The organism is Nocardia salmonicida NBRC 13393 (assembly GCF_001613085.1).
In the GTDB taxonomy this organism is placed as follows: domain Bacteria; phylum Actinomycetota; class Actinomycetes; order Mycobacteriales; family Mycobacteriaceae; genus Nocardia; species Nocardia salmonicida.
Window position 1 is genome coordinate 336,677 of the sequence record NZ_BDBR01000009.1, and the last position, 22,589, is coordinate 359,265.

The following is a 22,589-nucleotide window of genomic DNA, read 5'->3' on the forward strand; positions in this document are numbered from 1 at the left end:
CGGACCACATCGGAATGGGTTCAGGAGACTGCGGCCAGTTCGGTGGCCGCCAGCGGCGCGTCGGAACTGACCAGATAGCGCTGCAGGGTCGAGCGATCGTCGAGCACCAGCCAGTTGCCGCTGTCGGCGAACTGGGCCCGATCGGCCTTGGTGGTGATCCCGAAACCGGTCGCGGCACCCTGGGCAGGCGACACCGGGATCGCACCGATCTTGCGCACCGCGGCCTCGGCGACGACCGCCTCGATCCGGGGACCGACCGCGACGGAGATCCGGTCGCCCGCCTCGGCGCCGCGACCGAGCAGCACGCGGGCCAGGCGGTTCGCCCAACGATCCAGATCGGCGTCGGCGAGCTGCCCCGCGACGATCGGCGCGTCGGAACGGCGACGCAGCTGGATGACGTTGTCGGCGGGTGCGGTGACCACGGTGCTCATCGGATTCCCCTTGAAGGCTTGTCGGCGGGTGTTTTTGCTACACCTCTAATCTCGTCTTCGAGAGGGGAACCCGACAGCAACCCCAGCGTTGGTGGGCCGACTCCAAGGGGGACCGATTACCACCCCTAGGGGGTCGAACCTCGGTCAGCGGGCGTTTCCGCCGATGCTGAAATGCGCGCCCGTGGGGTCGATCAGGCCGGCGAGGCGGCCGTAGGGGGTGTTCATGGGTTCGAAGGCGACGGTGCCGCCGAGGGCCACCGCGTGCTCGGCGGACTTGTCGACGTCGTCGGCGCCGAAATAGACCGTCCACGAGCCGGGGATGCCCTCGGCGAGGTGGCCGCCCGCGTCGAGGACGCCGCCGCCCATGGGCGGGACGGCGTGAATGGTGGTGTAGCGGAAGTCCGCGGTGTCGGCGATCGTCAGGGTGTCGGCCCAGCCGAAGACGTCGCGGTAGAAGACCAGGGACTCGTCGTAGGCGCGGGTCGTCAGCTCGAACCAGGACGGGACGCCGACATGGTCGGTCCAGGTGCCGTCGGCGACGATGCCGACCGCTTCGAAGCCGGCGAAGGTGTCGGCCTGCCAGACCCCGACACCGATGCCGCCGACATCGGCGAGCACCGCCATCGATCCGAGATCGGCGACCGCCATCGGCTCGACGATCACAGTGCCGCCCGCCGCGCTCGTCTTCGCCGTCGTCGCCAGCGCATCGGGGGAGTTCAGATAGACGGTCCAGCGGTCGGGATAGGGGTCGCCGGGATCGTCGTGGCGGCCCATCGCGCCCGCCACCGCCCGGCCGTCCTTGCGCAGGGTGGTGTAGCCGCCGAATTCCTCGCCGCCGCGATCGGCGGTCCAACCGAACAGTTCGCCGTAGAAGGCGATCGCGCGGTCGAGATCGGTGGTGTACAGATCGACCCAGGTGGGATCACCGGGTTTCGGGGTCAACGACATGACTTCTCCTCGGCTGAAGGGGGAGCTCGATCGAGACGCTGGCACGTTCGTGTGTCGGCATCGATCATGACGCGCCGACCGCCGAAAAGTCATCGCCGACAACCATTGCACCCACGCGACCTGCGGAGGAAGATCGGGATCGCGAACTACGGCGCGCCGAATACGACACAGAGTAGGACCCGCGCGGAATGCTGCGGCAGCACGGTTTACGATTCACTCCAACGCATGTCTGCTGCTGTCCGTCCTTTCAGGCACGGCCGACGCTGCGAGTGACGTACAGGCATCTTCAGGAGGATCAGTGACTGCGGTAGAGCCCAGGCCAGTCCCTCAGTTGGAAGCGACTCGACCGTATCCGGCCCGGACCGGGCCGAAGGGCTCGTTCCTCTACAAGGCGGTCACCACCACCGACCCCAAGGTGCTCGGCACCATGTACCTGGTGACGGCGATCAGCTTCTTCATGATCGGCGGCCTCATGGCGCTGCTCATGCGTGGTGAGCTCGCACGTCCGGGTCTGCAGTTCCTCTCGCCCGAACAGTTCAACCAGCTGTTCACCATGCACGGCACGATCATGCTGCTGTTCTACGCGACGGCGATCGTGTTCGGCTTCGCCAACATCGTCCTGCCGCTGCAGATCGGCGCCCCCGATGTCGCCTTCCCGCGACTGAACGCGTTCAGCTACTGGCTGTACCTGTTCGGCGCCTCCATGGCGACCGCGGGCTTCGTGACCCCCGGCGGCGCGGCGGACTTCGGCTGGACGGCCTACGTGCCGCTGAGCGACATCCTGCACTCGCCCGGTGTCGGCACCGACCTGTGGATCCTGGGTCTGGCCGTGTCGGGTCTGGGCACCATCCTCGGTGGCGTCAACATGCTCACCACCGTGGTCTGCCTGCGCGCACCCGGTATGACCATGTTCCGCATGCCGATCTTCACCTGGAACATCGCGGTCACCTCCGTGCTGGTGCTGCTCGCGTTCCCGCTGCTCACCGCGGCGCTGTTCGGTCTGGCCTACGACCGCCACCTGGGCGGTCACATCTACGACCCGGCCACCGGCGGCATCCTGCTCTACCAGCACCTGTTCTGGTTCTTCGGCCATCCCGAGGTCTACATCATCGCGCTGCCGTTCTTCGGCATCGTGTCGGAGATCTTCCCGGTGTTCAGCCGTAAGCCGATCTTCGGTTACACCACGCTGGTCTACGCGACGCTGGGTATCGCGGCGCTGTCGATCGCGGTGTGGGCGCACCACATGTACGCCACCGGCGCGGTGCTGCTGCCGTACTTCTCCTTCATGACCTTCCTCATCGCGGTCCCGACCGGTGTGAAGTTCTTCAACTGGATCGGCACCATGTGGCGCGGTCAGTTGACGTTCGAGACACCGATGCTGTGGTCGATCGGCTTCCTGGTGACCTTCCTCTTCGGTGGTCTGTCGGGCGTCATCCTGGCCTCGCCGCCGCTGGACTTCCAGGTCACCGACTCGTACTTCGTCGTCGCGCACTTCCACTACGTGCTCTTCGGCACCATCGTGTTCGCGACCTTCGCGGGTATCTACTTCTGGTTCCCGAAGATCACCGGCCGCATGATGGACGAGCGTCTGGGCAAGTGGCACTTCTGGACCACCTTCGTCGGCTTCCACACCACCTTCCTGGTCCAGCACTGGCTGGGCGCCGAGGGCATGCCGCGTCGCTACGCCGACTACCTGCCGTCCGACGGTTTCACCACGCTGAACACGATCTCCACGATCGGTGCGTTCATCCTGGGCTCGTCGATGCTGCCGTTCATCTGGAACGTCTTCAAGAGCTTCCGCTACGGCGAGGTCGTCACGGTCGACGATCCGTGGGGCTACGGCAACTCCCTCGAGTGGGCCACCACTTGCCCGCCGCCGCGCCACAACTTCTACGAGCTGCCGCGCATCCGGTCCGAGCGTCCCGCGTTCGAGCTGCACTACCCGCACATGGTCGAGCGGATGAAGTCCGAGGCGCACGTCGGCTGGGGCTCGGGTAAGCACAGCACGCACGTGTCAGAAGGCGCGCTCGCGAAGAAGTAGGACACCACCGAACGACAGGGTGTGCACCTGCTGGGTGACCAGCGGGTGCACACTCTTTTTGTGGGTAATCGAACGGAGCAGATCGACTTGGCCGACACCACAGTTCTCGTGACCGTCACCGGCCCCGACCGACCGGGCGTCACATCGGTGCTGCTGGCGACGTTGTCGCGGCACCAGGTGAGTTTGCTGGACGTGGAGCAGGTGGTCATCAGGGGACGGCTCACCCTCGGGGTGCTGGTGTCGTGCCCCAACGACCCCGAGGCGTTGCAGGACGAGCTCGAAGAGGCCATGAACACCGTCGGCATGCAGGTCGACGTGTCCGTGGACGCGCAGATCGGCAAGCCGCCGATGTCGACCCACGCGGTTGTGGTGCTCGGCGCCCCGGTCACCGCGAAGGCCTTCAGCGCGATCTCGCGGGAACTGGCCACCGGCGGCGCCAATATCGACTCCATCCGTGGCATCGCCGACTACCCGGTGACCGGCATGGAACTGATGGTCACCGCGACCGACACCAGCGACGAAGGCGACGCGCGGCTGCGCACGGCCCTGGCCGAGGTCGCGGTCGCCGAGCGGGTCGACATCGCAGTGGAACGGGCGGGCCTGGCCCGCCGGGCCAAGCGCCTCATCGTGTTCGACGTCGACTCCACCCTGATCACGGGCGAAGTGATCGAGATGCTGGCCGCGCACGCCGGTGTGGAGGACCAGGTCCGCGAGGTCACCGAGGCCGCGATGCGCGGCGAGCTCGACTTCGCCGAATCGCTGCGTCAGCGAGTGGCCACCCTCGAAGGTCTCGACGAGTCGGTGATCGAGGAGGTCGCCGACCGGATCGAGCTCACCCCGGGCGCGCGCACCACGATTCGCACCCTGCGCAGGCTCGGCTTCCGCTGCGGCGTGGTCTCCGGTGGGTTCCGGCAGGTGATCGAGCCGCTCGCGCACGAGCTGGAACTCGATTTCGTGCAGGCCAACACCCTGGAGATCATCGACGGCAAGCTCACCGGGCGGGTCGTCGGCGAGATCGTCGACCGGGCGTTCAAGGCGACCGCGCTACGCAAGTTCGCCGCCGAGGCGGGGGTGCCGATGGAGCAGACCGTCGCGGTCGGTGACGGCGCCAACGACATCGACATGCTCAACGCGGCCGGGCTAGGCGTGGCGTTCAACGCCAAGCCCGCGCTGCGCGAGGTGGCCGACACGGCGCTGTCGCATCCGTACCTGGACGCGGTGCTGTTCATCCTCGGCGTCACCCGCGACGAGGTGGAAGCGGCCGACGCGCGTGACGGTGGCGTACGCCGGGTTCCACTGCTCGGCCGGTAGCGTCACGCGGAATCGCGACCTCACCGACGTAGAGTGACCGCACAGGCACGTCGTCACCGCTCGTCATCGGGAGGTTGTTGTGCGCAGGTCATTTCTCGTCCTGGTCGCCCTGGCGGGTCTCGGCGGATTGACGGCCGGATGCGGTGGCGACGAGACCGAACCCTATGACGTCACCCTCCAGCCGACCGCCGTTCCGCAGTCCGCGGTCGAACCGCTGATGATCGAGCTGGCCGCCAACGGCAGCACGGTCGTGGCCACGGTGGGCCAGCGCCTGCTGGTGCGTCTGCCGCGAGATCCCGCGTCGACCGGTGAGTGGGGCCTGGTCAACGTCGAGAAGGGCATTCTGATCCCCGACGGTGGGCCGACCAGTGAGGGCAACGCCACGGTGTGGCCGTTCCGGGCGATCGAGCGGGGCGTGACCGCGCTGCAGTTCACCTACGGGCCGTCCAGCGAACCGTCGATCGGCCCCGAGCCGACCTTCATGGTGGATGTCCGGGTGAGCTGAACGCGGTAAGGCCACGCCCCCCGCGATTAGGCTGGCGGGCGGACCGGTGTCGATCGAACGGGTGTTGTGGCATGAGTAGTGGGTTGGAAACCGAGGAGCAGGCCGAGGCGACGGTTCGCGACGAGGCGGCCGAATTCGCCGCTGCGCATGCGGAATTGGCACAGGGCTACGGTGGCATCGGCGACCCCGACGATCCGGCGATGGTGCAGGCGATGCAGATGGTGTTGCACATTCCCAAGGTCGATCCGCCCGCCCGCAGCGCCCTGCTGGAAGCCGCGGCCGCCGCGGCCGTCGCGGTGTGCCTCGACCCACGGTCGGGGCCGGGTGGGGAGTGGGAGCCGCGGTATCTCGCGTGGAAGCGGTCGCGGATCAGGAAGGTCGCCCGGCGCGCGCGTGGCGCCCAGTGGGTGGCCGCGGGTGACGTCGACGGGGTGACTGTCGATGTGGACGGCGCGCAGGCTCGTGCGTTCGTCCCCGGTCCGGTCGGGGAGATCGATCAGCGTGTCCGCAAACTCCAGATCGGCGGAACCGATCTCGAACACGACGAGCCCGGCCCGGTGGATCCGACGTTGCCGGTTCTGTGGGTGAACGCGGCGTTGAAGATGTCGGTGGGCAAGGCGGCCGCGCAGGTCGGGCATGCGAGCATGTTGCTGGCGGGTGCGTTGCCGCTGCACGAGGTGGCCGCGTGGGCAGGGCGCGGGTTCCGGTGCGCTGTGCGCGACGCGGACGAACAGCAGTGGGCGGGTTTGGTGGCCGAGGTGGCGGCGGGTCGTGCGGTGCCTGTGCGCGACGCCGGTTTCACCGAGGTGGCGCCGGGCTCGATGACGGTGATCGCGGTGCCCTCACGGGAGTGATCGCAGCCGCATACCAGACGAATCCGACAGCTACGTTGCGGTTTTCGCGACTCGCCGCGATAACGCGGTGTGGCGTGGGTGCCCCGGGGGTATACGTAACGGACAGCTTGGCACGTCGAGGTACAGGGAGGTTCCGCGATGATGACGACAATTGTGGTGATCCTGATCGTCTGGGTCGCGCTGTCGGTGCCTGTCTCTTTTGTCGCCGCGCGGATGTTGCGTAGCGAAGTTCGCAATGCGAATGACCCGTTGACGACCAGGATCGACGAATCTCGTACGGGCCGGTCGCTGCGCTGAGAGCCCGCGTGGGCCAAGATGGAGCGCGTGTCGCAACCCGATCCCGATTTGCTCATCGACTTCTCCGACGTGACCATCCGCCGCTCGGGCCGAACCCTGGTCGGCCCTGTCTCTTGGCAAGTAGAGCTCGACGAACGCTGGGTGGTGCTCGGCCCGAACGGCGCGGGCAAGACCTCGCTGTTGAGAATGGCCGCCGCCGAACTCCACCCGACCTCTGGTAACGCGAATCTGTTGGGGGAGACGCTCGGTCGCGTCGACGTCAGCGAACTGCGACCACGCATCGGCTTGTCCTCGGCGGCGGTGGCCAGCCGGATCCCGGTGGACGAGAAGGTCAGCGACCTCGTGGTCTCGGCCGGCTACGCGGTGCTCGGCCGCTGGCGCGAGCGCTACGAGGACATCGATACCGAACGCGCCGTCGACATGCTGGAAACCCTGGGCGCCGAACATCTTTCCGACCGCACCTACGGCACCCTGTCCGAAGGCGAACGCAAGCGGGTGCTGATCGCGCGCGCACTGATGACCGATCCGGAACTGCTGCTGCTCGACGAACCGGCCGCGGGCCTCGACCTGGGTGGGCGCGAGGAACTCGTCGAGCGTCTCGGCGATCTCGCCGCCGACCCCGACGCGCCCGCGATGGTGTTGGTGACCCATCACGTCGAGGAGATCCCGCCCGGCTTCACCCATGCGCTGCTCCTCAAGGAGGGTGAGGTGGTCGGCCAGGGGCTCCTGGGCGACGTGGTCACCGCCGAGAATCTGAGCAGAGCCTTCAGTCAGTCGATCGCCCTCGACCGGATCGACGGTCGCTGGTTCGCGCGGCGGGCGCGCCGTTCGGGTGGGCATCGGCGCCGGAACTGACCGCTGAGGGGAATCTCTCCGCACCGTCGACCAAGCGGGCGTTAGGGTGCTGAGAGGTCGGCTGCGCTCGCAGGAGGTAGCCGATCGCGGCCGGGAGGCCGCGGTGTCGGTCGCCGAGCAGTCGGTTCGGTGGTGGAGAGGAACGGTATGAGTGAGTCCGGGGTCCCCGCGCGGGACGCGTCGACCGTGATGCTGGTGCGTGACGGCGAGGCCGGGATCGAGGTGTTCCTGCAGCGTCGAGTCAAGGCGATGGCGTTCGCCGCGGGGGTGACAGTGTTCCCCGGCGGTGGTGTCGACGCTGCCGACGGCACAGCCGATATCGCCTGGACGGGCCCCGAACCCGCGTGGTGGGCGAAGCGTTTCGCCACCGACGAACAGACCGCGCAGGCGCTCGTCGCCGCTGCCGTGCGGGAAACGTTCGAGGAATGCGGAGTGCTGCTCGCCGGTCCGACCGCGGACACCGTCGTCGACGACTCGGCGCGCTATCGCGAGGCGCGGGGCAAGCTCGAGCGCCGCGAACTGTCGCTCGCCGATTTCCTCGCGAGCGAGGGCCTGGTGTTGCGCGCCGATCTGCTGCGCCCGTGGTCGAACTGGATCACTCCCGAGGCCGAACCCCGCCGCTACGACACTCGCTTCTTCGTCGCGGTGCTCCCGCAGGGCCAGATCGCCGACGGCGCCACCTCCGAGGCCTCCCAGGTGATCTGGCGGACCCCGCAGGACGCCCTGGCGAGCTGGCGCGAGGGCGAACACGTGCTGATGCCACCGACGTGGTCGCAGCTCGACGCGCTGTGCGGGTTCGCCGACACCGCGGCCGTGCTGGCCGCCGAACGCGTCATCGAGTCGATCATGCCGAAGTACTCGCCGGGAGCGGGCGGTCGTCCGCTGTCGGACTTCCCCGACAGTGAACGGTATTTCGACGAACTGCCGCAGTTGGGTGCATTCGGCGGCCGGTAGGTTGTGGCCCATGGCCGAATTCGTGACCCTCGAACTGCCCGCCGAGCCGACCACCCGTGGCGTCGCGCTGTTGCGCATCGATCGTCCGCCGCTGAACCTCGTCGACGCCCAGCTGGCCCGTGAGGTGGCGGCCGCGGCGGCCACGGTAGCCGAGCATCCCGGGGTCTCTGCCCTGATCGTCTACGGCGACGAGCGGGTGTTCAGCGCGGGCGACGAGATGTCGGAGCTGGCCGCGCTCGACGCCGGACAGGCCGCCGCCATGGCCGCCGATCTCCAGGCCGCGCTCGGTTGTCTCTCGCGGGTTCCGCAGCCGACGGTCGCCGCGATCACCGGCTACTGCCTCGGCGCCGGTCTCGAACTCGCGCTCGGTGCCGACCACCGGATCATCGGCGACAACGTGAAACTGGGTCTTCCGCAGATCAAAGCCGGCCTGATCCCGCTCTCCGGCATCCGCAGGCTCTCACTTCTCATCGGCGCCAGCCGCGCCAAGGACATCGTCTATACCGGCCGTTTCGTGGATGCCGAGGAAGCCGCGAAGATCGGGCTGGTCGACGAGGTGGTAGCCCCCGACGACGTTCTCACCGCCGCCCGCGCCTGGGCTGCCCAGTTCGTCACCGCCGCCCCGCGCGCCCTCGCCGCCGCCAAGGCGGTCTTCGAATCCGGGCCGCACGGCCACTCCACCGCCGTCACCGAATGGTCTGCCCTGTTCGACACCGACGACGCCCGCCTCGGCACCCGCACGTTCGCGGCCGACGGTCCGAACAGCGCTACCTTCACCGGAAAGTAGCAACTTACCGATAAGTTAATACCCGTTCCGGGCCGACCGGACGAGTGAAAGGGCCGTCCCTCGTCCCAGCAGCGGCGTGCCGAGACACACATATTAGGCTGGCCTCTATGACGGTCCATCCCGACGACCCGGCGCCGAACCCCCACGCCACCGCGGCCCAGGTCGAAGCAGCGCGCAAAGACACCAAACTCGCCCAGGTCCTGTACCACGACTGGGAAGCGGAGACCTACGACGACAAGTGGTCGATCTCCTATGACGAACGCTGTATCGCGTATGCGCGCGGCCGGTTCGACCTCGCCGTCGGCCCGGCTCCGCTGCCGTACGAGCGCGCGCTCGAGCTGGGCTGTGGCACCGGATTCTTCCTCCTCAACCTGATGCAGGGCGGCGTCGCCAAGTCCGGTTCGGTCACCGACCTCTCGCCCGGCATGGTGAAGGTCGCGCTGCGCAACGCCGAGCACCTCGGTCTGGATGTCGACGGTCGCGTCGCCGACGCCGAGACCATCCCGTACGACGACGACACCTTCGATCTGGTCTGCGGCCACGCCGTGCTGCACCACATCCCCGACGTGGAGCTGGCGCTCAAGGAGTGCCTGCGCGTGCTCAAGCCGGGCGGACGCTTCGTGTTCGCCGGTGAGCCGACCACCATCGGCAACATCTACGCCCGTCGCCTCGGCCAGGCCACCTGGAAGGTGACCACCGAGATCACCAAGCTGCCGTTCCTGTCCGGCTGGCGTCGTCCGCAGACCGAGCTGGACGAGTCCTCCCGCGCCGCCGCGCTCGAGGCCGTCGTCGACCTGCACACCTTCGACCCGAGCGATCTCGAGAAGAAGGCGAAGTCCGCGGGTGCCGTCGATGTGAAGGCCACCACCGAGGAACTCGCCGCCGCCCTGTGGGGCTGGCCGGTGCGCACCTTCGAGGCCGCCGTCCCCGACGAGAAGCTGACCATGCCGTACCGCCTGGCGCAGTACCGCGCGTGGCTGGGCCTGAGCTGGCTGGACGAGAACGTGCTGCGCAAGGTCGTGCCGCGCGAGTTCTTCTACAACGCGATGATCACCGGCGTGAAGCCGGGCGCGGCGCAGAAGTAGGTGGGCTACCGCTTCGGCCGCGACGACGTCGCCTATCTCGGCAGTGCGGCAGGCCGTGCCGCGCTCGCCGAGGTCGACCGGCTGGAGCTGACCCCCGCGACGCACCTGCGCGATATCGAGCAGGTGCGTCGTTCGCACGGTGACTCGGCGCCCGCGCTGATCGAGACCGTGCGATTGCGTCGCAAGGCCGTGGTGAAGCTGCCCGCGGCGCGCGAGTGGTTGTTCACCGACGACTCACTGCAACAGGCGACACCCGCGCTGGTGGCCCGGCATCGGGCCGCTCGATTGGCCGGTCGCGCGGTCCACGACGTGACCTGCTCGATCGGTGCGGAACTTTCCGAGCTGGCGGCGGCCTGTCCGGCGGTGGTCGGCAGCGATCTCGACGATGTCCGCTTGGCCATGGCCGCCCATAATCTCGCAGCGGTCGGTCGAAACATTGTGTTGGCCAAGGCCGACGCCCTCGTCCCGACCACTCGCGGCACCGTGATCATCGCCGATCCGGCTCGCCGAGCAGACGGTCGCCGGACCTACGATCCCGCGAAGCTCCAACCCCCGCTGCCGGATCTGCTCGCCGCCTACGCGGGCCGCGATATCGCCGTGAAGTCCGCTCCCGGCCTGGATTTCGATCGCCTCGGCTGGGACGGCGAAGTGGAGGTCGTCTCCCTCGACGGGGCCGTGCGCGAAGCCTGCCTCTGGTCACCCGGCCTCACCGAGCCCGGCGTCACCCGCCGCGCCACCGTCCTGGACTCCCGTGGCGGCGCGACAACTCTCACCGATGCCGCCCCCGACGACATCCCCGATCGCGCCCCCGGCGAGTGGATCATCGACCCCGACGGCGCTGTCGTCCGCGCCGGCCTCGTTCGGCATTACGCCGCGAAACACGGCCTCTGGCAACTGGACCCACAGATCGCCTACCTCACCGGCGACACGGTCCCCACGGGCATGCGCGGCTTTCGCATCGAAGGCCGCTTCGAACTCCGCGAGAAGACCCTGCGCCAGGAGCTCGCCCGCCGCGACTGTGGCTCCCTGGAAATCCTCATCCGCGGCGTGGACGTCGACCCCGACGCCCTGCGCAAGAAGCTCAAGCAGCGGGGCTCGACGCCGTACACCCTGGTGATCACCCGTATCGGCCGAGCCGGTGTCGTGTTCCTCTGCCGAGCAGTCGCGCCCACCCGCTGACAGCTCACGTGTCGGTGACCGCACCTAGTCTGTCGTCAGAGACAGCCGGACACGAAAGGTGCGCACGATGGCGGATGCGGTGGCCGAGACGGAATTCCCCCGGGGGATCGGCAAGGTAGCGACGCGAGAGCTGGCTGCGCACGGCTATACCAGCTACGCACAGCTCACCCAGGTCAGTGCGAAAGTACTGCTCGCCATCCACGGCGTCGGGCCGAAATCCATCCGCATCCTCGGCGAGGAACTGGCGGCCCGTGGGCTCGCCTTCGCCGACTGAGGCGCGGGCTCAGGCTTCCATCTTCTTGACCACGCGCTGCACGGTGAGCCAGGTACGGGTGGTGATGTCCTTGCCGTAGGTCTTCTCCAGGCGGGCCATGAAGTCGGGGGTCGTGCCGGTGCTGTTGTCGAGGACGGTGAGGAAGGCGCGGGCTTTGCGGTCGTAGCCGATGACGCGGGTGAGGGGGTCGTCGTCGAAGGCTTTGGTATCGGCTTCGCGCATCTTCGCCTTGAAGAAGGTGACGGTGAGGTAGGAGCCGCGTTCGTGGGGGAGGCCTTCGAAGGGGTCGCGGTCGAGGAGCGCGCGCAGTTCGGGACGACTGCGGATGATGGTGCCGCCGGGGATGCCGAGTTCGGCGTTGAGTGCCTGCTGAATGCGGGCTTCCAGGTCGGCGGGGTCGTCAGCGGCGCGGAAGACGACATTGCCGCTCGTGAGCACCGAGGCGACCTTCTCGAAGCCCAGCCCCTCGAACACCCCCCGCAATTTCTCGTTGCGCATGTTCGGGTTGGTCGGCATGATCCCCCGCAGCAACGCCGCATAACTCTCCACGGGCTGACCGTACCGACCCCCACCGACAGACACTTCGCTTCCGATGCCCGTGTCCGCGAAATGCTAGGTCTCGGCCGCGGCCTTCTTCTTGCGCTCGATGTCGGCCAGCGCCGCCATGTAGGCCTCGCGCTCCTCGGCGCTCGCATCCCAGGCGACCTTGCGGTTCTTCACGACCTTGGCGGGAGCGCCGACGGCGATGCTGAAGTCGGGGACGTCCCCACGCACCACCGCGTGCGCGCCGAGCACGCACCCACGCCCCACCCTGGTATCGCGCAGCACGGTGACCTTGGCCGCGATCCAGGTGTCGGGACCGATGCGCACGGGGCTCTTCACGATGCCCTGGTCCTTGATGGGCATGTTGATGTCGTCCATGCGATGGTCGAAGTCGCAGATGTAGCACCAGTCGGCGACCAGGGTCGACTCACCGATCTCGATGTCGAGGTAGGTGTTGACGACGTTGTCCTTGCCGAACACCACCTTGTCGCCGATGCGCAGCGAGCCCTCGTGGCAGCGCAGAGCGTTGCCGTCACCGATGTGCACCCAGCGGCCGATCTCCATGCGCGCGAATTCCGGGGTCGCGTGGATCTCCACATTGCGGCCGAGGAAGACCATTCCGCGCAGCACGATATGCGGGTTGGCCAGGCGGAACTTGGCGAGGCGGTAATAACGCACCAGGTACCAGGGGGTGTAGGCGCGGTTGGCGAGCACCCAGCGCAGCGAGTCCCTGGTCAGAAATCGGGCCTGCTGCGGATCGCGGCGGCGTGATCCACGCCAGCGCGCGCTCAGCGGCGCGCCCCACATGCTCGTCACGAACTACTCTCCCGTCATGATCCGCCGGGCCTGCCCCGGGGATTCGGTCGTCGGGTACACAGAGTACTTTCGCAGGGCACACTTACCGTGCCATACCCCGATTACACAGGGAGATCAGCAGGTGCGAACTCGGACTCGCGTCGTTGCCTCGCTCGCTGCCGCCGGTGTGGTGGCGCTGGCCGGGTGCGGTACGGATGTGGACGACATCACCGTCGGCGCCGGAAAGGGTTGGCCCGCAACGCATCACGACGGCGGCAATGCGAGCAGCAGTCCGGTGTCGGGTGCGGAGTCGGTGTCGCTGAGCTGGTCACGTCCGGTGGGTGGCCCGATCGCCCAGCCGTTGACGATCGGCGCCGACGGCCAGATGTTCGTCACCACGAGCACCGGCAACTGCGCGATCTTCTCCTTCCAGATGCTCACCGGCCGCAAACGCTTCTGCAACCCGCTCGGACCGTCGACGATCGAAGCGCCGACGGTGCTCGACGGGGTCAGCAATGTCTACGTCGGTGACGACGGCGCGGTGAATTCGTTCAACTACCTCGGCCAGCCGCGCTGGCGCACCCCCGTCGCGGGCGTCCCGGTGGCCATCCAGTTCACCGGCGACGGCAAGCTGCTGACGGTGACCCAATCCGGCCAGGTCGACGTGCTCAGCCGTCAGACCGGCGGTCGTGAGGTGCCCACGGTGCAGTTGCTCGGCGAACCCGACTTCCTGAAATACCCGGGCCTCACCCGACCCGCCTCCGGCGACGGCCTCGACGACTGCCAGGTCGGCGGCCCCCGCTGCGCCGTCGCGAACACCACCGCCGTCGACCCGTCGACCGGCCGTTTCTTCGTCACCGTCTGGGAGCCGGGCAAGCAGGCCGCCGCCCTGCGCGCGATGCGCTACGGCAACGGCGCCGTGACCCAGGAGTGGAGCGCCGAGATCCTCACCGGTGGCAGCGCGACCAGCCCGACCCTGTCCGCCGACGGTGACACCGTCTACATCGGCGACAACAGCAAGCGCCTGATCGCCCTCGACACCGCCGACGGCGCCACCCGCTGGGTTCAGCCCCTGCCGTGGGCCCCTCGCGGTGGCATCTCCGTCGCGGGCGATCTGATCATCCCGGCGGGCGACGACGGCTACCTGACCGCACTGCGCGACAACGGTGACAAGGCCGAGATCGTCTGGGAGCGCAAGGATCTCACCCTCCGCGGCACCCCGGCACAAACCGCGGGCGACATCGGCTACACCGTCGCCGCCATCGGCGCGGGCCTCAATCTCATCACCTTCGACACCGGCACCGGCAACACCGTCGACTCCGACCCACTTCCGGCGGCCACCGGCACCACCACGGGCACCTCCATCGGGCCCGAAGGCGAAGTCGTCGTCGCCACCCGCCTCGGCGAGATCTTCGCCTTCACGCCGGACGCCTGACCGGGCCACCTCAGTACGGGTTGGCTCGGTCCTGCCAGCGCGCGTCGAGTTCTGTCGCGCGCTGCCGGGTGAAGGAGATGCGCGCGGGGTCGCCGTCGGCGGTGTAGCGCTGGTCCGGGTTCGCGGCGAGCCAGTCCAGCCAATAGACCGAATCGAACGGGACCGCACCCCGGCCCGATCGGATACGCGGCACCGCGCCGGGGTCGACCGCGCCGTACGGGGCCGGGGCGGGGTTGGAGCCGACCAGCATCACGGCGTCGAAGCGGTAGGGGGTGCCGTCCCAGGCGCCCGCCGTGGCCAGCGCGTGATCGCGGGGAAAGACGCCGAGCGGAAGCGCCATTGTGCGTACGGTGACGCCCGGCGCGGCCGTGGTCACCGCGCGCACATTCTGCACGAGTTCGCGCTGCACATTGTCGGCGTTCAGGCTCGCGAGGTTGGCGTGATCGGCGGTGTGCGCGCCGATTTCGTGGCCGTTGGCGATCAGCCATGGCAGCGCGCGCGGGTCGCCGCCGAAGGGGTCGTTGTTGACGTAGAAGGTGGCCACCGGCCGGAAGTCCGGGTAGCGGGCGCCGAATTCGGTGAGGATGCCCGCGGCACTGTCCGGGGCCACCGCGCCGGAGTCGGTGAAACCGACTTGGCTGCTGGTGGAATCGTCGAAGGTCAGCACCACCGGGTGGGTGCCGGCGGGCAGGTCGAGGTCGCCTGCGATGTATTGCGCGGCGGTCACCGGGCGATAGTTCTCGCGGTACAGCCGTTCCAGTTCGTCGCGGAACTCCGCCGGGGTCTGGTCGTATTCGCCTGCCGGGTTCGGTGCGATCTGGTGGTACATCAGCACCGGAACGAATCCCAGTTCGTTGGCGGCGATCTCGGCTGGATTCGGTGGTGCGGGTTTCGCTGTCGTCACGGGCGCGGCCGGTTGACCCGTCGACGCCGCTTCGTTGTCCACCCCGGCACACGCCGTGAGTGCGGCGGCCAGCGTTACCGCCGACGCGAGCCACAACATTGTGTTCGAACCGCCCATCATCAATGCGATATTACGCCGCGGCGACGGATTACAGTCGATCTATCGATACCGAGTACACCCTGTCGGAACTGCGAAATAGTTGGCGCGTCAATGTTTTTGGAAGGCGGTGTTGACGTTGGGATTGCAGCTCCGATGGGCCGATCGACGGCGATGGATGGCCCCGGTGATCGGTGTCGGTCTCGCGGCGCTGGTCGTCTCCCTGGTGGCCGGATTCGCACTGAGTAGATCGGCCGAGTTGCCGTCCGCGGACACCGTGCCGCCGACGCTCCGGATGGCGCCGCCCGAGCCCGTGAGCTCCTATCGTGCGCCGGTCGTGGTGCGCGGCACCGCCGTCGACGCGGTGCGCGTATCCATCGGACCGGATTCGGTGGTCCCCGCCGCCGACGGGACATTCGAGCTCTCGGTGCGATGGGCCCCGGCTTTCGAGGTCGTCGCGGTGGACGCCCAGGGCAATCAGGCCGGCAGCACCCTGGTCACACAGAGCACCCTGCCGAGGATGCGCGCGGTGCACGTCACCGCGCACGCCTGGTCGCACGAGGGCCTGCGCGAAGCTGTCCTCGACCTCGCCCGCGAAGGCCGTATCGATACCGTGCAGCTCGATATCAAAGACGAGGACGGCGTGGTCGGTTACGCCTCCCAGGTACCACTGGCTGTCGAATCCGGCGCCACCGCAGCGATTTACGATGCCCCGGCCGCCCTCCGGCAATTGCACGACATGGGCCTGCAGGTGGTCGGCCGCATCGTCGCGTTCCGCGACCCGACTCTCGCGAGCTGGGCCTGGCACAACGGACGGCCCGACTGGGTTGTCCAGAATCCTTCCGGGCAGCCCTATTCCAGCCACTACGGCCCGGTCGCGTTCACCAATTTCGCCGATCCCGAAGTGCGGCAATACAACATCGCTCTCGCGGTGGAAGCCGCACAGCTCGGCTTCGACGGCATCATGTACGACTACGTCCGCCGCCCGGACGGCAGCCTGACCAGCATGAATTTCGCCGGACTCGCCACCACGCCCGCCACCGCGGTCGCGGACTTCCTCGCCGAGAGCCGCTACCCCGTGCACCTGGCGGGCGCGCACCTGAGCGCCGCGGTCTACGGAATCGCCTCCACCCGCCCCGACGAGATCGCCCAGGACATCCCCCTGATGTCGCGCAGCGTCGACTTCGTGGCGCCCATGATCTACCCATCGCATTGGGGCCCCGGCGAATACGGCGTCGCGAACCCCAACGCCCAGCCCTACGACATCGTCTTCCGCTCACTGCAGGACTTCCGAGCGGCCACCGCGGGCACCAGCGCGAAAGTAGCCCCCTGGCTCCAAGACTTCAGCCTCGGCGTCACCTACGGCGACGCCGAACTCCGCGCCCAGATCGACGCCACCCGAGACGCGGGCATAGACAGCTTCTTCCTCTGGAACGCCGCCACCCGCTACCACGGCGGCGGCCTTGCCTCCACCCTTCCTGAGCCGCCCCGCAGGTGAACGCCCCAGGATCTCGCACATCCGCTGAGCGGTCGTAGAACTACTCGACCGGCTCCGTCGCAGTGACCTCGGCCTGTTTGGGGGCCGCGGGAACCCACTCGCGCAGAGGTTGCACCACCGATCCGTAGAAGGCGTCGGTGGCGGTCGTGACGCTGGCGATGAAGCTGGCCGCGGTGCCGGAACGTTTGCTGCCCATCGGGAAGGTCTGTTCGAGGGTGAACGAGACGATCGGGCTGGTACGGCCGTCGATGAGTGACTTGGGGGTGGTGCGGACGGTGTCGAGGAATTCGCAGGTTTCGTTGCCACGTTCGGCGAAGACGGCTTCGACCTGGACGCGGCCCGACGCGTCGGTGAGCTGCTTGGTCAGCCAGGACACCCGCCGGGCCTGGGTGCCTTCGTCAGGTGCGGCGATGGTGGTGCGGCAGCGGACCTTGTTGGTACGCACATCAGCGATGACGGTGAGGTCGCCAGCGGTTTCGGGGATACGGAGGACGGCTTCGAACGAACCGTCGGTGGCCAACCGGTCGGCCACGGCGGCGGCGCGCGCCGCCGGATCGGACTGGAACTTGCGGGCGAGAACATGCTTGACCTCGACGCCGAGCTCGGCCGTGAGTCGCAATGCGAGGTGCCTGCACAGCGCTACCCACGTGTCGGCGACCGTCAGCGCTTTCGCATCGCCCGCCCGCAGGGTGCCCTGGGTGACGGAGTCACGGACTGTGACCCAGTGCCTGCCCATGTCGACGAACTCGGCTGCGCCCGAACGGGGATGGTCGAGGAAACGCAGGAACTCGGCGAGAATCCACGCTTGCAGGGCGTCGTCGATGCCACCGTGCGTGGCGAGCATGCGCGCCTCGTGGGCCACTTCGGCCCACGACAGATGGCGCAGTGCGACCTTCGTCAGCTTGCGGCGGTCCACTTGGACAGGCAGTTCGCCCGGCCCGGCGGGGATGTCGTTGGACAGGCTGACGACGGCGTCGTACTTCTTTCGCCGCGCGACATCGAGGTAGCTCTCCAACTGATCACGCCGGAGCTTGCCGTTACCCGTCTTCACTTCCAGCAGACCGGTCCACTGCTTGGCGCCGCGACTCACCTTCAGCACCGCATCCGGGATGACCTTGGTATCACCCGTTTCGTACTGCACTTCGAAGTAGCCCTCGAAAGCCCCTGCGGGCGCGCCCATCCGGGCACAGATGGCGCGGGCGAATGGCCGGACGGCCTGCATGGTGGCGATGAGCGCGGAGGTGGTGCGCCGCTCCTGCTCCTCACCCGCTCCCACCCCGATGACCGAGAACAGGCGAGCTGGTTGCCAGGCGTCGGATTCGGCCTGCCGGAATTCGATCGGTCTGGTTTTGCGCACCACGCGCCTGGTGGTCACCACGCCACGAGCCGGTGCCTGAACCGCCCGTGACTCGGGAGTAACGACTTCCGGCTCCGCTGTCTCGACGGCCGCGGGTTCGGGGTCCTCGACCGCGACACCGAAATCGGTGGCGAGCCCGCACAATCCCGAATCCCATCCCTGCCCGACGGCGCGCACCTTCCAGCTGCCGTCCCGTCGATATATCTCGCCGAACACGAACGCCGACTCTGTATCCGCGTCGGCGGTGAGATATTCGGCCAGCGAGTGTCCGGCGGGATCCATGACGTGGAACGCGAGTTTGCCCAGCGCCCCGAAGGTGCCTTCGCCGACGCTGCCCGCCAGCGCAATGGTGTGTACGTGTGCGGGAACCGCCGACAGCTCGATCGAGATTCTGGCCTGTTTTCCCTCCTCGGTGGCGCTCGTCCCGAGGAAACGCACTGAGCCGTCGGATGATTCGGTCTGGTTGTAGAAGACGAAATCAGCATCGGATCCGACGCGCCGATCGACGCCGAGTAGCAGCGCGGAGGCGTCGACCTCGAGCTCGGGTTCCGGCCAGCCGATCACGATGTCGATGCGGTCGACATCCTCGGGAAGCGGAATGTTCTGGCCCTTGGACAGCAGTGGAGACGTCACAGTGGCGGTTCACCCTTCGATGGTCGGCAGTCAGTCGCAAGGCTGATGCAGCCGACCCACTCGCTGACCCCCTTGCCGCACACCGCGATTCCGGGCGGTGCCGAGGGTTGTCGGCGGTGAAACCTACTGTGTTACACAGATCACGTTTGAAGTATTCGGCGAATGGTAATCGGGCTTACTTCGGATCTCGTTCCGGGAGTGGGCGTTCCACGATGTCGGGGCGGCCGAGGGAGGTGCGGACCCGGCGTTTGGCGGCGGAGTAGACCTGGGCGGTTTCGGCGGCTACTACGTCCCAGGCGAAGTCGGCGGTGAGGCGTTCGCGGGCCGTGCGGGCGCGTGCCTGGGCGGTGGCCGGGTCGTCGAGGACGGCGCGGGTGGCGTCGACCAGGCCGTCGATGTCGGCGGGGGCGAAGGAGGCGCCGGTGACGCCGTCGATCACGGCTTCGCCGAGGCCGCCCGCGGTGGAGGCGATCAGCGGGACGCCCGCGGCGGCGGCTTCCAGGGCGACGATGCCGAAGGGCTCGTAGCGGCTCGGCAGGACGATGGCGTCGGCGCCGTGCAGCCAGCCGAGCAGTTCTTCGTGGCCGAGGCTGCCGACGAAATGGACGGCGCGGGCGACGCGGTGCACGCGGGCGCGTTCACGCAGCCACTCGAACTGGGTGCCGATGCCGGCGATGGTGAGCGTGGTGCCGGGGTGGGCGCGGCGGATGCGGGGGAGCGCGGCGATCGCGTCCTGCACGCCCTTCTCGTACTCGAGGCGGCCGACGTAGAGCAGACGCGGCGGACCGGAGCGTGGCGCGCGGGGACGGAAGGTCCACGAGCCGACGTCGATACCGTTGCGGATCACCGTGATCGGGGGAAGTTCGGGTCCGTAGAGGCGGTCGACCTCGTCCTGCATGGAGGTCGAGCAGGTGATGAGCTGATCGGATTCGTTGGTCAGCCACCACTCGACCGAGTGAACCTGCTTGTTGACCCGGCCCGAGACCCAGCCGCTGTGCCGCCCGGCCTCGGTGGCGTGGATCGTCGAGACGAGCGGCACGTCGTAGTACTCGGCGAGCGCGATCGAGGGGTGCGCGACGAGCCAGTCGTGCGCGTGCACCACATCGGGCGTCCAGCCCTCGCCCACGCCGGGCTTGCCCAGTGCCACCCCGGCACGCACCATCGCGTGCCCCATCGCCAGCGTCCAGGCGAGCATGTCCTCGCCGAAGTCGAAGCAGGGCGGGTCCTCGGCCACCGCGACGACGAGCACGCCGTCGGCGATGTAGGAGTGCGTGGGGTGGCTGACCGAGTCGGTGCCCGTCGGCCGGCGTGCCAGGACGACGACCTCGTGACCGGCCGCGGCCAGCTCGACGGCCAGGTGATGCACATGCCGACCGAGCCCACCGACCACGACCGGCGGGTACTCCCACGACACCATCAAAATCTTCATGCGGATCCTTCAACGGCGGCCGACGGGACAGCGGTCGGCAACCGCCGCGCGTCCAGACCAGGGAAGAATCCGTCGGCCATCGCCCATCCTGCCGCGAGACGGGTCGCTTTGGCGAACTGTCCGGCGCCGATCGCCTCGGCGAGCTCGCGGACGGCGTGCGCGTGTTCGTGCGCCCGGTCGCGGGCGTACCCGGCGGCGGAGTCCTTGCTGACCATGAACGCCCAGTCGCTGGACACGGTGAGGATCGCCTCACGCAGCAACTGATCGGCGACCGGGTCGCGCAGGGAGCCGTCGCGACGCACCTTGTCGAGGGTGTCCAGCGCCAGGCGAACGATGTCGGCGTTGAGCTCGACGAGGTCGGCCACCTGGTCGCCCGCCCACACCCGCCAGTCCTTGCCGGAACCCCACGAGGAGTCGTTGAGCTGCACGGGTTCGCCGACGAAGCCGTGCTCGCGGGCATCGGCGAGGGTGCCGACCCGCACGCCCGCTTCGGGCAGCGCGCGCAGCACCTGCTCGAGCCATTGCGGCCCCTCGTGCCACCAGTGCCCGAACAGTTCGGTGTCGAAAGCGGCCACCACGAGGGCGGGCCTGCCGATCCGCGCGGACTCCTCGATCAGCCGCGCGCGGACGGTCTCGACGAAATCGGCGACGTCGCGGGTGACCGCTTCGGTCGCCAGTTCGGGATCGTAAGGGGCCTTGTCAGGACCGTCGACGGTCTTGCCGGTGACGCGGGAGGGTTTGAGCCCGGTCGCGTGGTCGTAGTGATGGAAATCGCGGTAGGCGCTCTGGCCGGGGTAGCCCTGTTTCGGCGACCAGACCCGGTAACTCACGGCCAGGTCGCGCCCGAAGGCGAGGACCTCGGAATCGCGGACCGGCCTGCCGAGCGAGGTGTCACCGCGCAGCGACGGACCGTCGACCATGAAGTGGGTGATGCCCGCGGCGTCGTAACCGCGTTCCATGCCGGGGGTGTAGCCGCATTCCGGCGCCCAGATGCCCGTCGGCGTGGTGCCCCAGCGCAGTCGCGCGTCGGCCAGGCCCTCGGTGAGCTGGAACTGGCGCAGGCGCGGGTCGAGCAGCGGCTGGAACGGGTGCGCGAGGGGCCCGCCGAGGAGCTCGATCGCGTCGGCGTCGATCAGCGAACGCCATACCGGCGAACCGCCGTGCTTCCAGTTCTGTTCGAAATCGGCCAGCGCTGTCGCGGCGAGCCGATGTTCGTGACGACCCAGCGCCACGTTGCCCGACATCGACGCCTCATCGGCGCGCAACTGCCAGTTGCCCAGCCAGTGGTGCATGCCCGCGAGGCAGTGCGGATCGTCGAGCTGCGCGGCGAGCACCGGCGTGATGCCGAGGCTGAGCAGATGCGAACGTCCTTCGGCGGCAAGGTTTTTCAGCGCCCGAACCAGCGGCAGATAGGACGCGGCCCAGGACTGGTAGAGCCATTCCTCGCCGACCGGCCAGCGCCCGTGATGGGCGAGCCAGGGCAAGTGGGAGTGCAGGACCAGCGTGAACTGACCCGGCACGGCGGAGCGGGAATCGGTCAATTTCTTGCCTGCCCGACCTCTGCCTTTGCGGCGATCGCGACCAGATCCAAGCTCGCGTCGATGTCGCCTTCGCGCAGGTCGAAATCGTCGATGGTGACGGCGGCGACGTCGGCGGTGAGGTCGGCGGGCCACGGCTCACCGGCCAGCGCGCGCTCGATCTGGGCGTCGATGAACGACCCACCGTGCTTGGCGTCCAAGGCTTTCAGACTCGCGCCGTGGTGCACGCCCAGCATCTCGGAGACGGTGAACCCGGCCTCGACGAGCAGTTCGGTCAGCTCGGCGGCACTGAGTTCGCGGGTGTGGAACGGGTTGAGCGGGGTGTCGCGACCGGGGGAGAAGGTGATCCGATTCGGGGTGCTGATCAGCAGCACGCCGCCGGGGCGGAGCACGCGCAGGCATTCGCGCAGGAACTGTCCCTGGTCCCAGAGGTGTTCGATGACTTGGAAATTCACTACGACGTCGACGGATTCGTCGTCGAGGGGCAGCGCGGCCAGGTTGCCCTGGATCATCTCCACGCGCGGGTAGCGCGCGCGGACGTGCGCGACGGCGCTCTCGTCGTAGTCCAGACCGGTGACGCGCTGGGCCACGCCCGCGATCATGTCGGCACCGTAGCCCTCGCCCGAGCCCGCCTCGAGCACGATCTTGTCGGTGCAGCGGTCGAGCAGCCGGGCATAGGCGATCTCGTGCCGACGGAACCAGTAGTTCTCCTCGGCGATGCCGGGCACCGTCCGCTCGCCGGTCAACGGCAGTGGTTCATGTGTGGCGGCCACGGGTGCGGCAGGGATCACAGCCTCGCTCATTGGTCCGAGGTTACTGGTACCGCCGGTTCACGCAGGA

General features: G+C 68.3%; 22 protein-coding genes. 13 read left to right on the top strand and 9 right to left on the bottom strand.

Annotation, left to right across the window (positions count from 1 at the left end; all coding sequences use genetic code 11):
* Window positions 1–20: 20 nt before the first annotated feature.
* Window positions 21–431 (bottom strand): AMP-binding protein, encoded by a 411-nt coding sequence (locus tag NS1_RS11400; RefSeq protein WP_062983978.1) that lies wholly within the window; start codon window positions 429–431, stop codon window positions 21–23.
* A gap of 144 nt (window positions 432–575) precedes the next feature.
* Window positions 576–1,379 carry a VOC family protein gene (locus tag NS1_RS11405; protein WP_062983980.1) on the bottom strand — a complete coding sequence of 268 codons (804 nt, stop codon included), beginning with the start codon at window positions 1,377–1,379 and terminating at the stop codon, window positions 576–578.
* A gap of 298 nt (window positions 1,380–1,677) precedes the next feature.
* On the opposite strand from NS1_RS11405, the gene ctaD reads away from it, so the two are divergent.
* From ctaD to NS1_RS11455, 11 genes are all read left to right on the top strand, one after another.
* A complete protein-coding gene (gene ctaD, locus NS1_RS11410; protein ID WP_062983982.1) occupies window positions 1,678–3,420 on the top strand; it encodes an aa3-type cytochrome oxidase subunit I in 1,743 nt (580 codons plus the stop codon).
* A gap of 81 nt (window positions 3,421–3,501) precedes the next feature.
* Window positions 3,502–4,731, top strand: coding sequence for a phosphoserine phosphatase SerB (gene serB, locus NS1_RS11415; RefSeq protein WP_131816594.1), 1,230 nt, complete (start codon window positions 3,502–3,504; stop codon window positions 4,729–4,731).
* 79 nt (window positions 4,732–4,810) lie between these two features.
* Window positions 4,811–5,236, top strand: coding sequence for a protease inhibitor I42 family protein (locus NS1_RS11420; RefSeq protein ID WP_062983984.1), 426 nt, complete (start codon window positions 4,811–4,813; stop codon window positions 5,234–5,236).
* A 71-nt stretch (window positions 5,237–5,307) separates the two neighbouring features.
* Window positions 5,308–6,090, top strand: a complete 783-nt coding sequence (locus NS1_RS11425; protein ID WP_062983986.1) for an aminoacyl-tRNA hydrolase — start codon at window positions 5,308–5,310, stop codon at window positions 6,088–6,090.
* 138 nt (window positions 6,091–6,228) lie between these two features.
* The gene (locus NS1_RS39980) at window positions 6,229–6,387 is read left to right on the top strand and encodes a hypothetical protein (RefSeq protein WP_157125178.1); all 159 of its coding nucleotides are present in this window, start codon (window positions 6,229–6,231) and stop codon (window positions 6,385–6,387) included.
* A gap of 18 nt (window positions 6,388–6,405) precedes the next feature.
* A complete protein-coding gene (locus tag NS1_RS11430) occupies window positions 6,406–7,242 on the top strand; it encodes an ABC transporter ATP-binding protein (protein WP_056812283.1) in 837 nt (278 codons plus the stop codon).
* Window positions 7,243–7,389: 147 nt separating this feature from the next.
* Window positions 7,390–8,196, top strand: coding sequence for an NUDIX hydrolase (locus NS1_RS11435; protein ID WP_062983988.1), 807 nt, complete (start codon window positions 7,390–7,392; stop codon window positions 8,194–8,196).
* Window positions 8,197–8,206: 10 nt separating this feature from the next.
* Window positions 8,207–8,983 carry an enoyl-CoA hydratase-related protein gene (locus NS1_RS11440; protein ID WP_062983990.1) on the top strand — a complete coding sequence of 259 codons (777 nt, stop codon included), beginning with the start codon at window positions 8,207–8,209 and terminating at the stop codon, window positions 8,981–8,983.
* A 107-nt stretch (window positions 8,984–9,090) separates the two neighbouring features.
* Complete coding sequence (locus tag NS1_RS11445; protein ID WP_056812277.1) at window positions 9,091–10,068, top strand: class I SAM-dependent methyltransferase; 978 nt, start codon at window positions 9,091–9,093, stop codon at window positions 10,066–10,068.
* Window positions 10,069–11,247 carry a THUMP-like domain-containing protein gene (locus NS1_RS11450; RefSeq protein WP_062983992.1) on the top strand — a complete coding sequence of 393 codons (1,179 nt, stop codon included), beginning with the start codon at window positions 10,069–10,071 and terminating at the stop codon, window positions 11,245–11,247.
* A 67-nt stretch (window positions 11,248–11,314) separates the two neighbouring features.
* Window positions 11,315–11,521, top strand: coding sequence for a helix-hairpin-helix domain-containing protein (locus tag NS1_RS11455; protein ID WP_062983994.1), 207 nt, complete (start codon window positions 11,315–11,317; stop codon window positions 11,519–11,521).
* A 9-nt stretch (window positions 11,522–11,530) separates the two neighbouring features.
* Here NS1_RS11455 and NS1_RS11460 read toward each other — a convergent pair whose 3' ends face one another.
* Window positions 11,531–12,070, bottom strand: coding sequence for a DUF1697 domain-containing protein (locus NS1_RS11460; protein ID WP_084503651.1), 540 nt, complete (start codon window positions 12,068–12,070; stop codon window positions 11,531–11,533).
* Between the two features lie 63 nt (window positions 12,071–12,133).
* The gene (locus NS1_RS11465; RefSeq protein WP_062983996.1) at window positions 12,134–12,880 is read right to left on the bottom strand and encodes an acyltransferase; all 747 of its coding nucleotides are present in this window, start codon (window positions 12,878–12,880) and stop codon (window positions 12,134–12,136) included.
* A gap of 121 nt (window positions 12,881–13,001) precedes the next feature.
* On the opposite strand from NS1_RS11465, the gene NS1_RS11470 reads away from it, so the two are divergent.
* Window positions 13,002–14,294 (top strand): outer membrane protein assembly factor BamB family protein, encoded by a 1,293-nt coding sequence (locus NS1_RS11470; RefSeq protein ID WP_062983998.1) that lies wholly within the window; start codon window positions 13,002–13,004, stop codon window positions 14,292–14,294.
* Between the two features lie 10 nt (window positions 14,295–14,304).
* On the opposite strand, the gene NS1_RS11475 is transcribed toward NS1_RS11470, so the two are convergent.
* Window positions 14,305–15,297 carry a polysaccharide deacetylase family protein gene (locus NS1_RS11475; protein ID WP_255284492.1) on the bottom strand — a complete coding sequence of 331 codons (993 nt, stop codon included), beginning with the start codon at window positions 15,295–15,297 and terminating at the stop codon, window positions 14,305–14,307.
* A gap of 184 nt (window positions 15,298–15,481) precedes the next feature.
* On the opposite strand from NS1_RS11475, the gene NS1_RS11480 reads away from it, so the two are divergent.
* Window positions 15,482–16,792 carry a putative glycoside hydrolase gene (locus NS1_RS11480; RefSeq protein ID WP_255284493.1) on the top strand — a complete coding sequence of 437 codons (1,311 nt, stop codon included), beginning with the start codon at window positions 15,482–15,484 and terminating at the stop codon, window positions 16,790–16,792.
* 40 nt (window positions 16,793–16,832) lie between these two features.
* Here NS1_RS11480 and NS1_RS11485 read toward each other — a convergent pair whose 3' ends face one another.
* From NS1_RS11485 to NS1_RS11500, 4 genes are all read right to left on the bottom strand, one after another.
* On the bottom strand, window positions 16,833–18,782 hold the full coding sequence (locus NS1_RS11485) for a TerD family protein (RefSeq protein WP_062984004.1): 1,950 nt from the start codon (window positions 18,780–18,782) through the stop codon (window positions 16,833–16,835).
* Window positions 18,783–18,957: 175 nt separating this feature from the next.
* Window positions 18,958–20,211, bottom strand: coding sequence for a glycosyltransferase family 4 protein (locus tag NS1_RS11490; protein ID WP_062984006.1), 1,254 nt, complete (start codon window positions 20,209–20,211; stop codon window positions 18,958–18,960).
* Window positions 20,208–21,752, bottom strand: coding sequence for a 1,4-alpha-glucan branching protein domain-containing protein (locus NS1_RS11495; protein WP_062984008.1), 1,545 nt, complete (start codon window positions 21,750–21,752; stop codon window positions 20,208–20,210). Before NS1_RS11495 ends, NS1_RS11490 begins: the two co-directional genes overlap by 4 nt.
* On the bottom strand, window positions 21,749–22,552 hold the full coding sequence (locus tag NS1_RS11500) for a class I SAM-dependent methyltransferase (RefSeq protein ID WP_062984010.1): 804 nt from the start codon (window positions 22,550–22,552) through the stop codon (window positions 21,749–21,751). Before NS1_RS11500 ends, NS1_RS11495 begins: the two co-directional genes overlap by 4 nt.
* Window positions 22,553–22,589 lie beyond the last annotated feature (37 nt).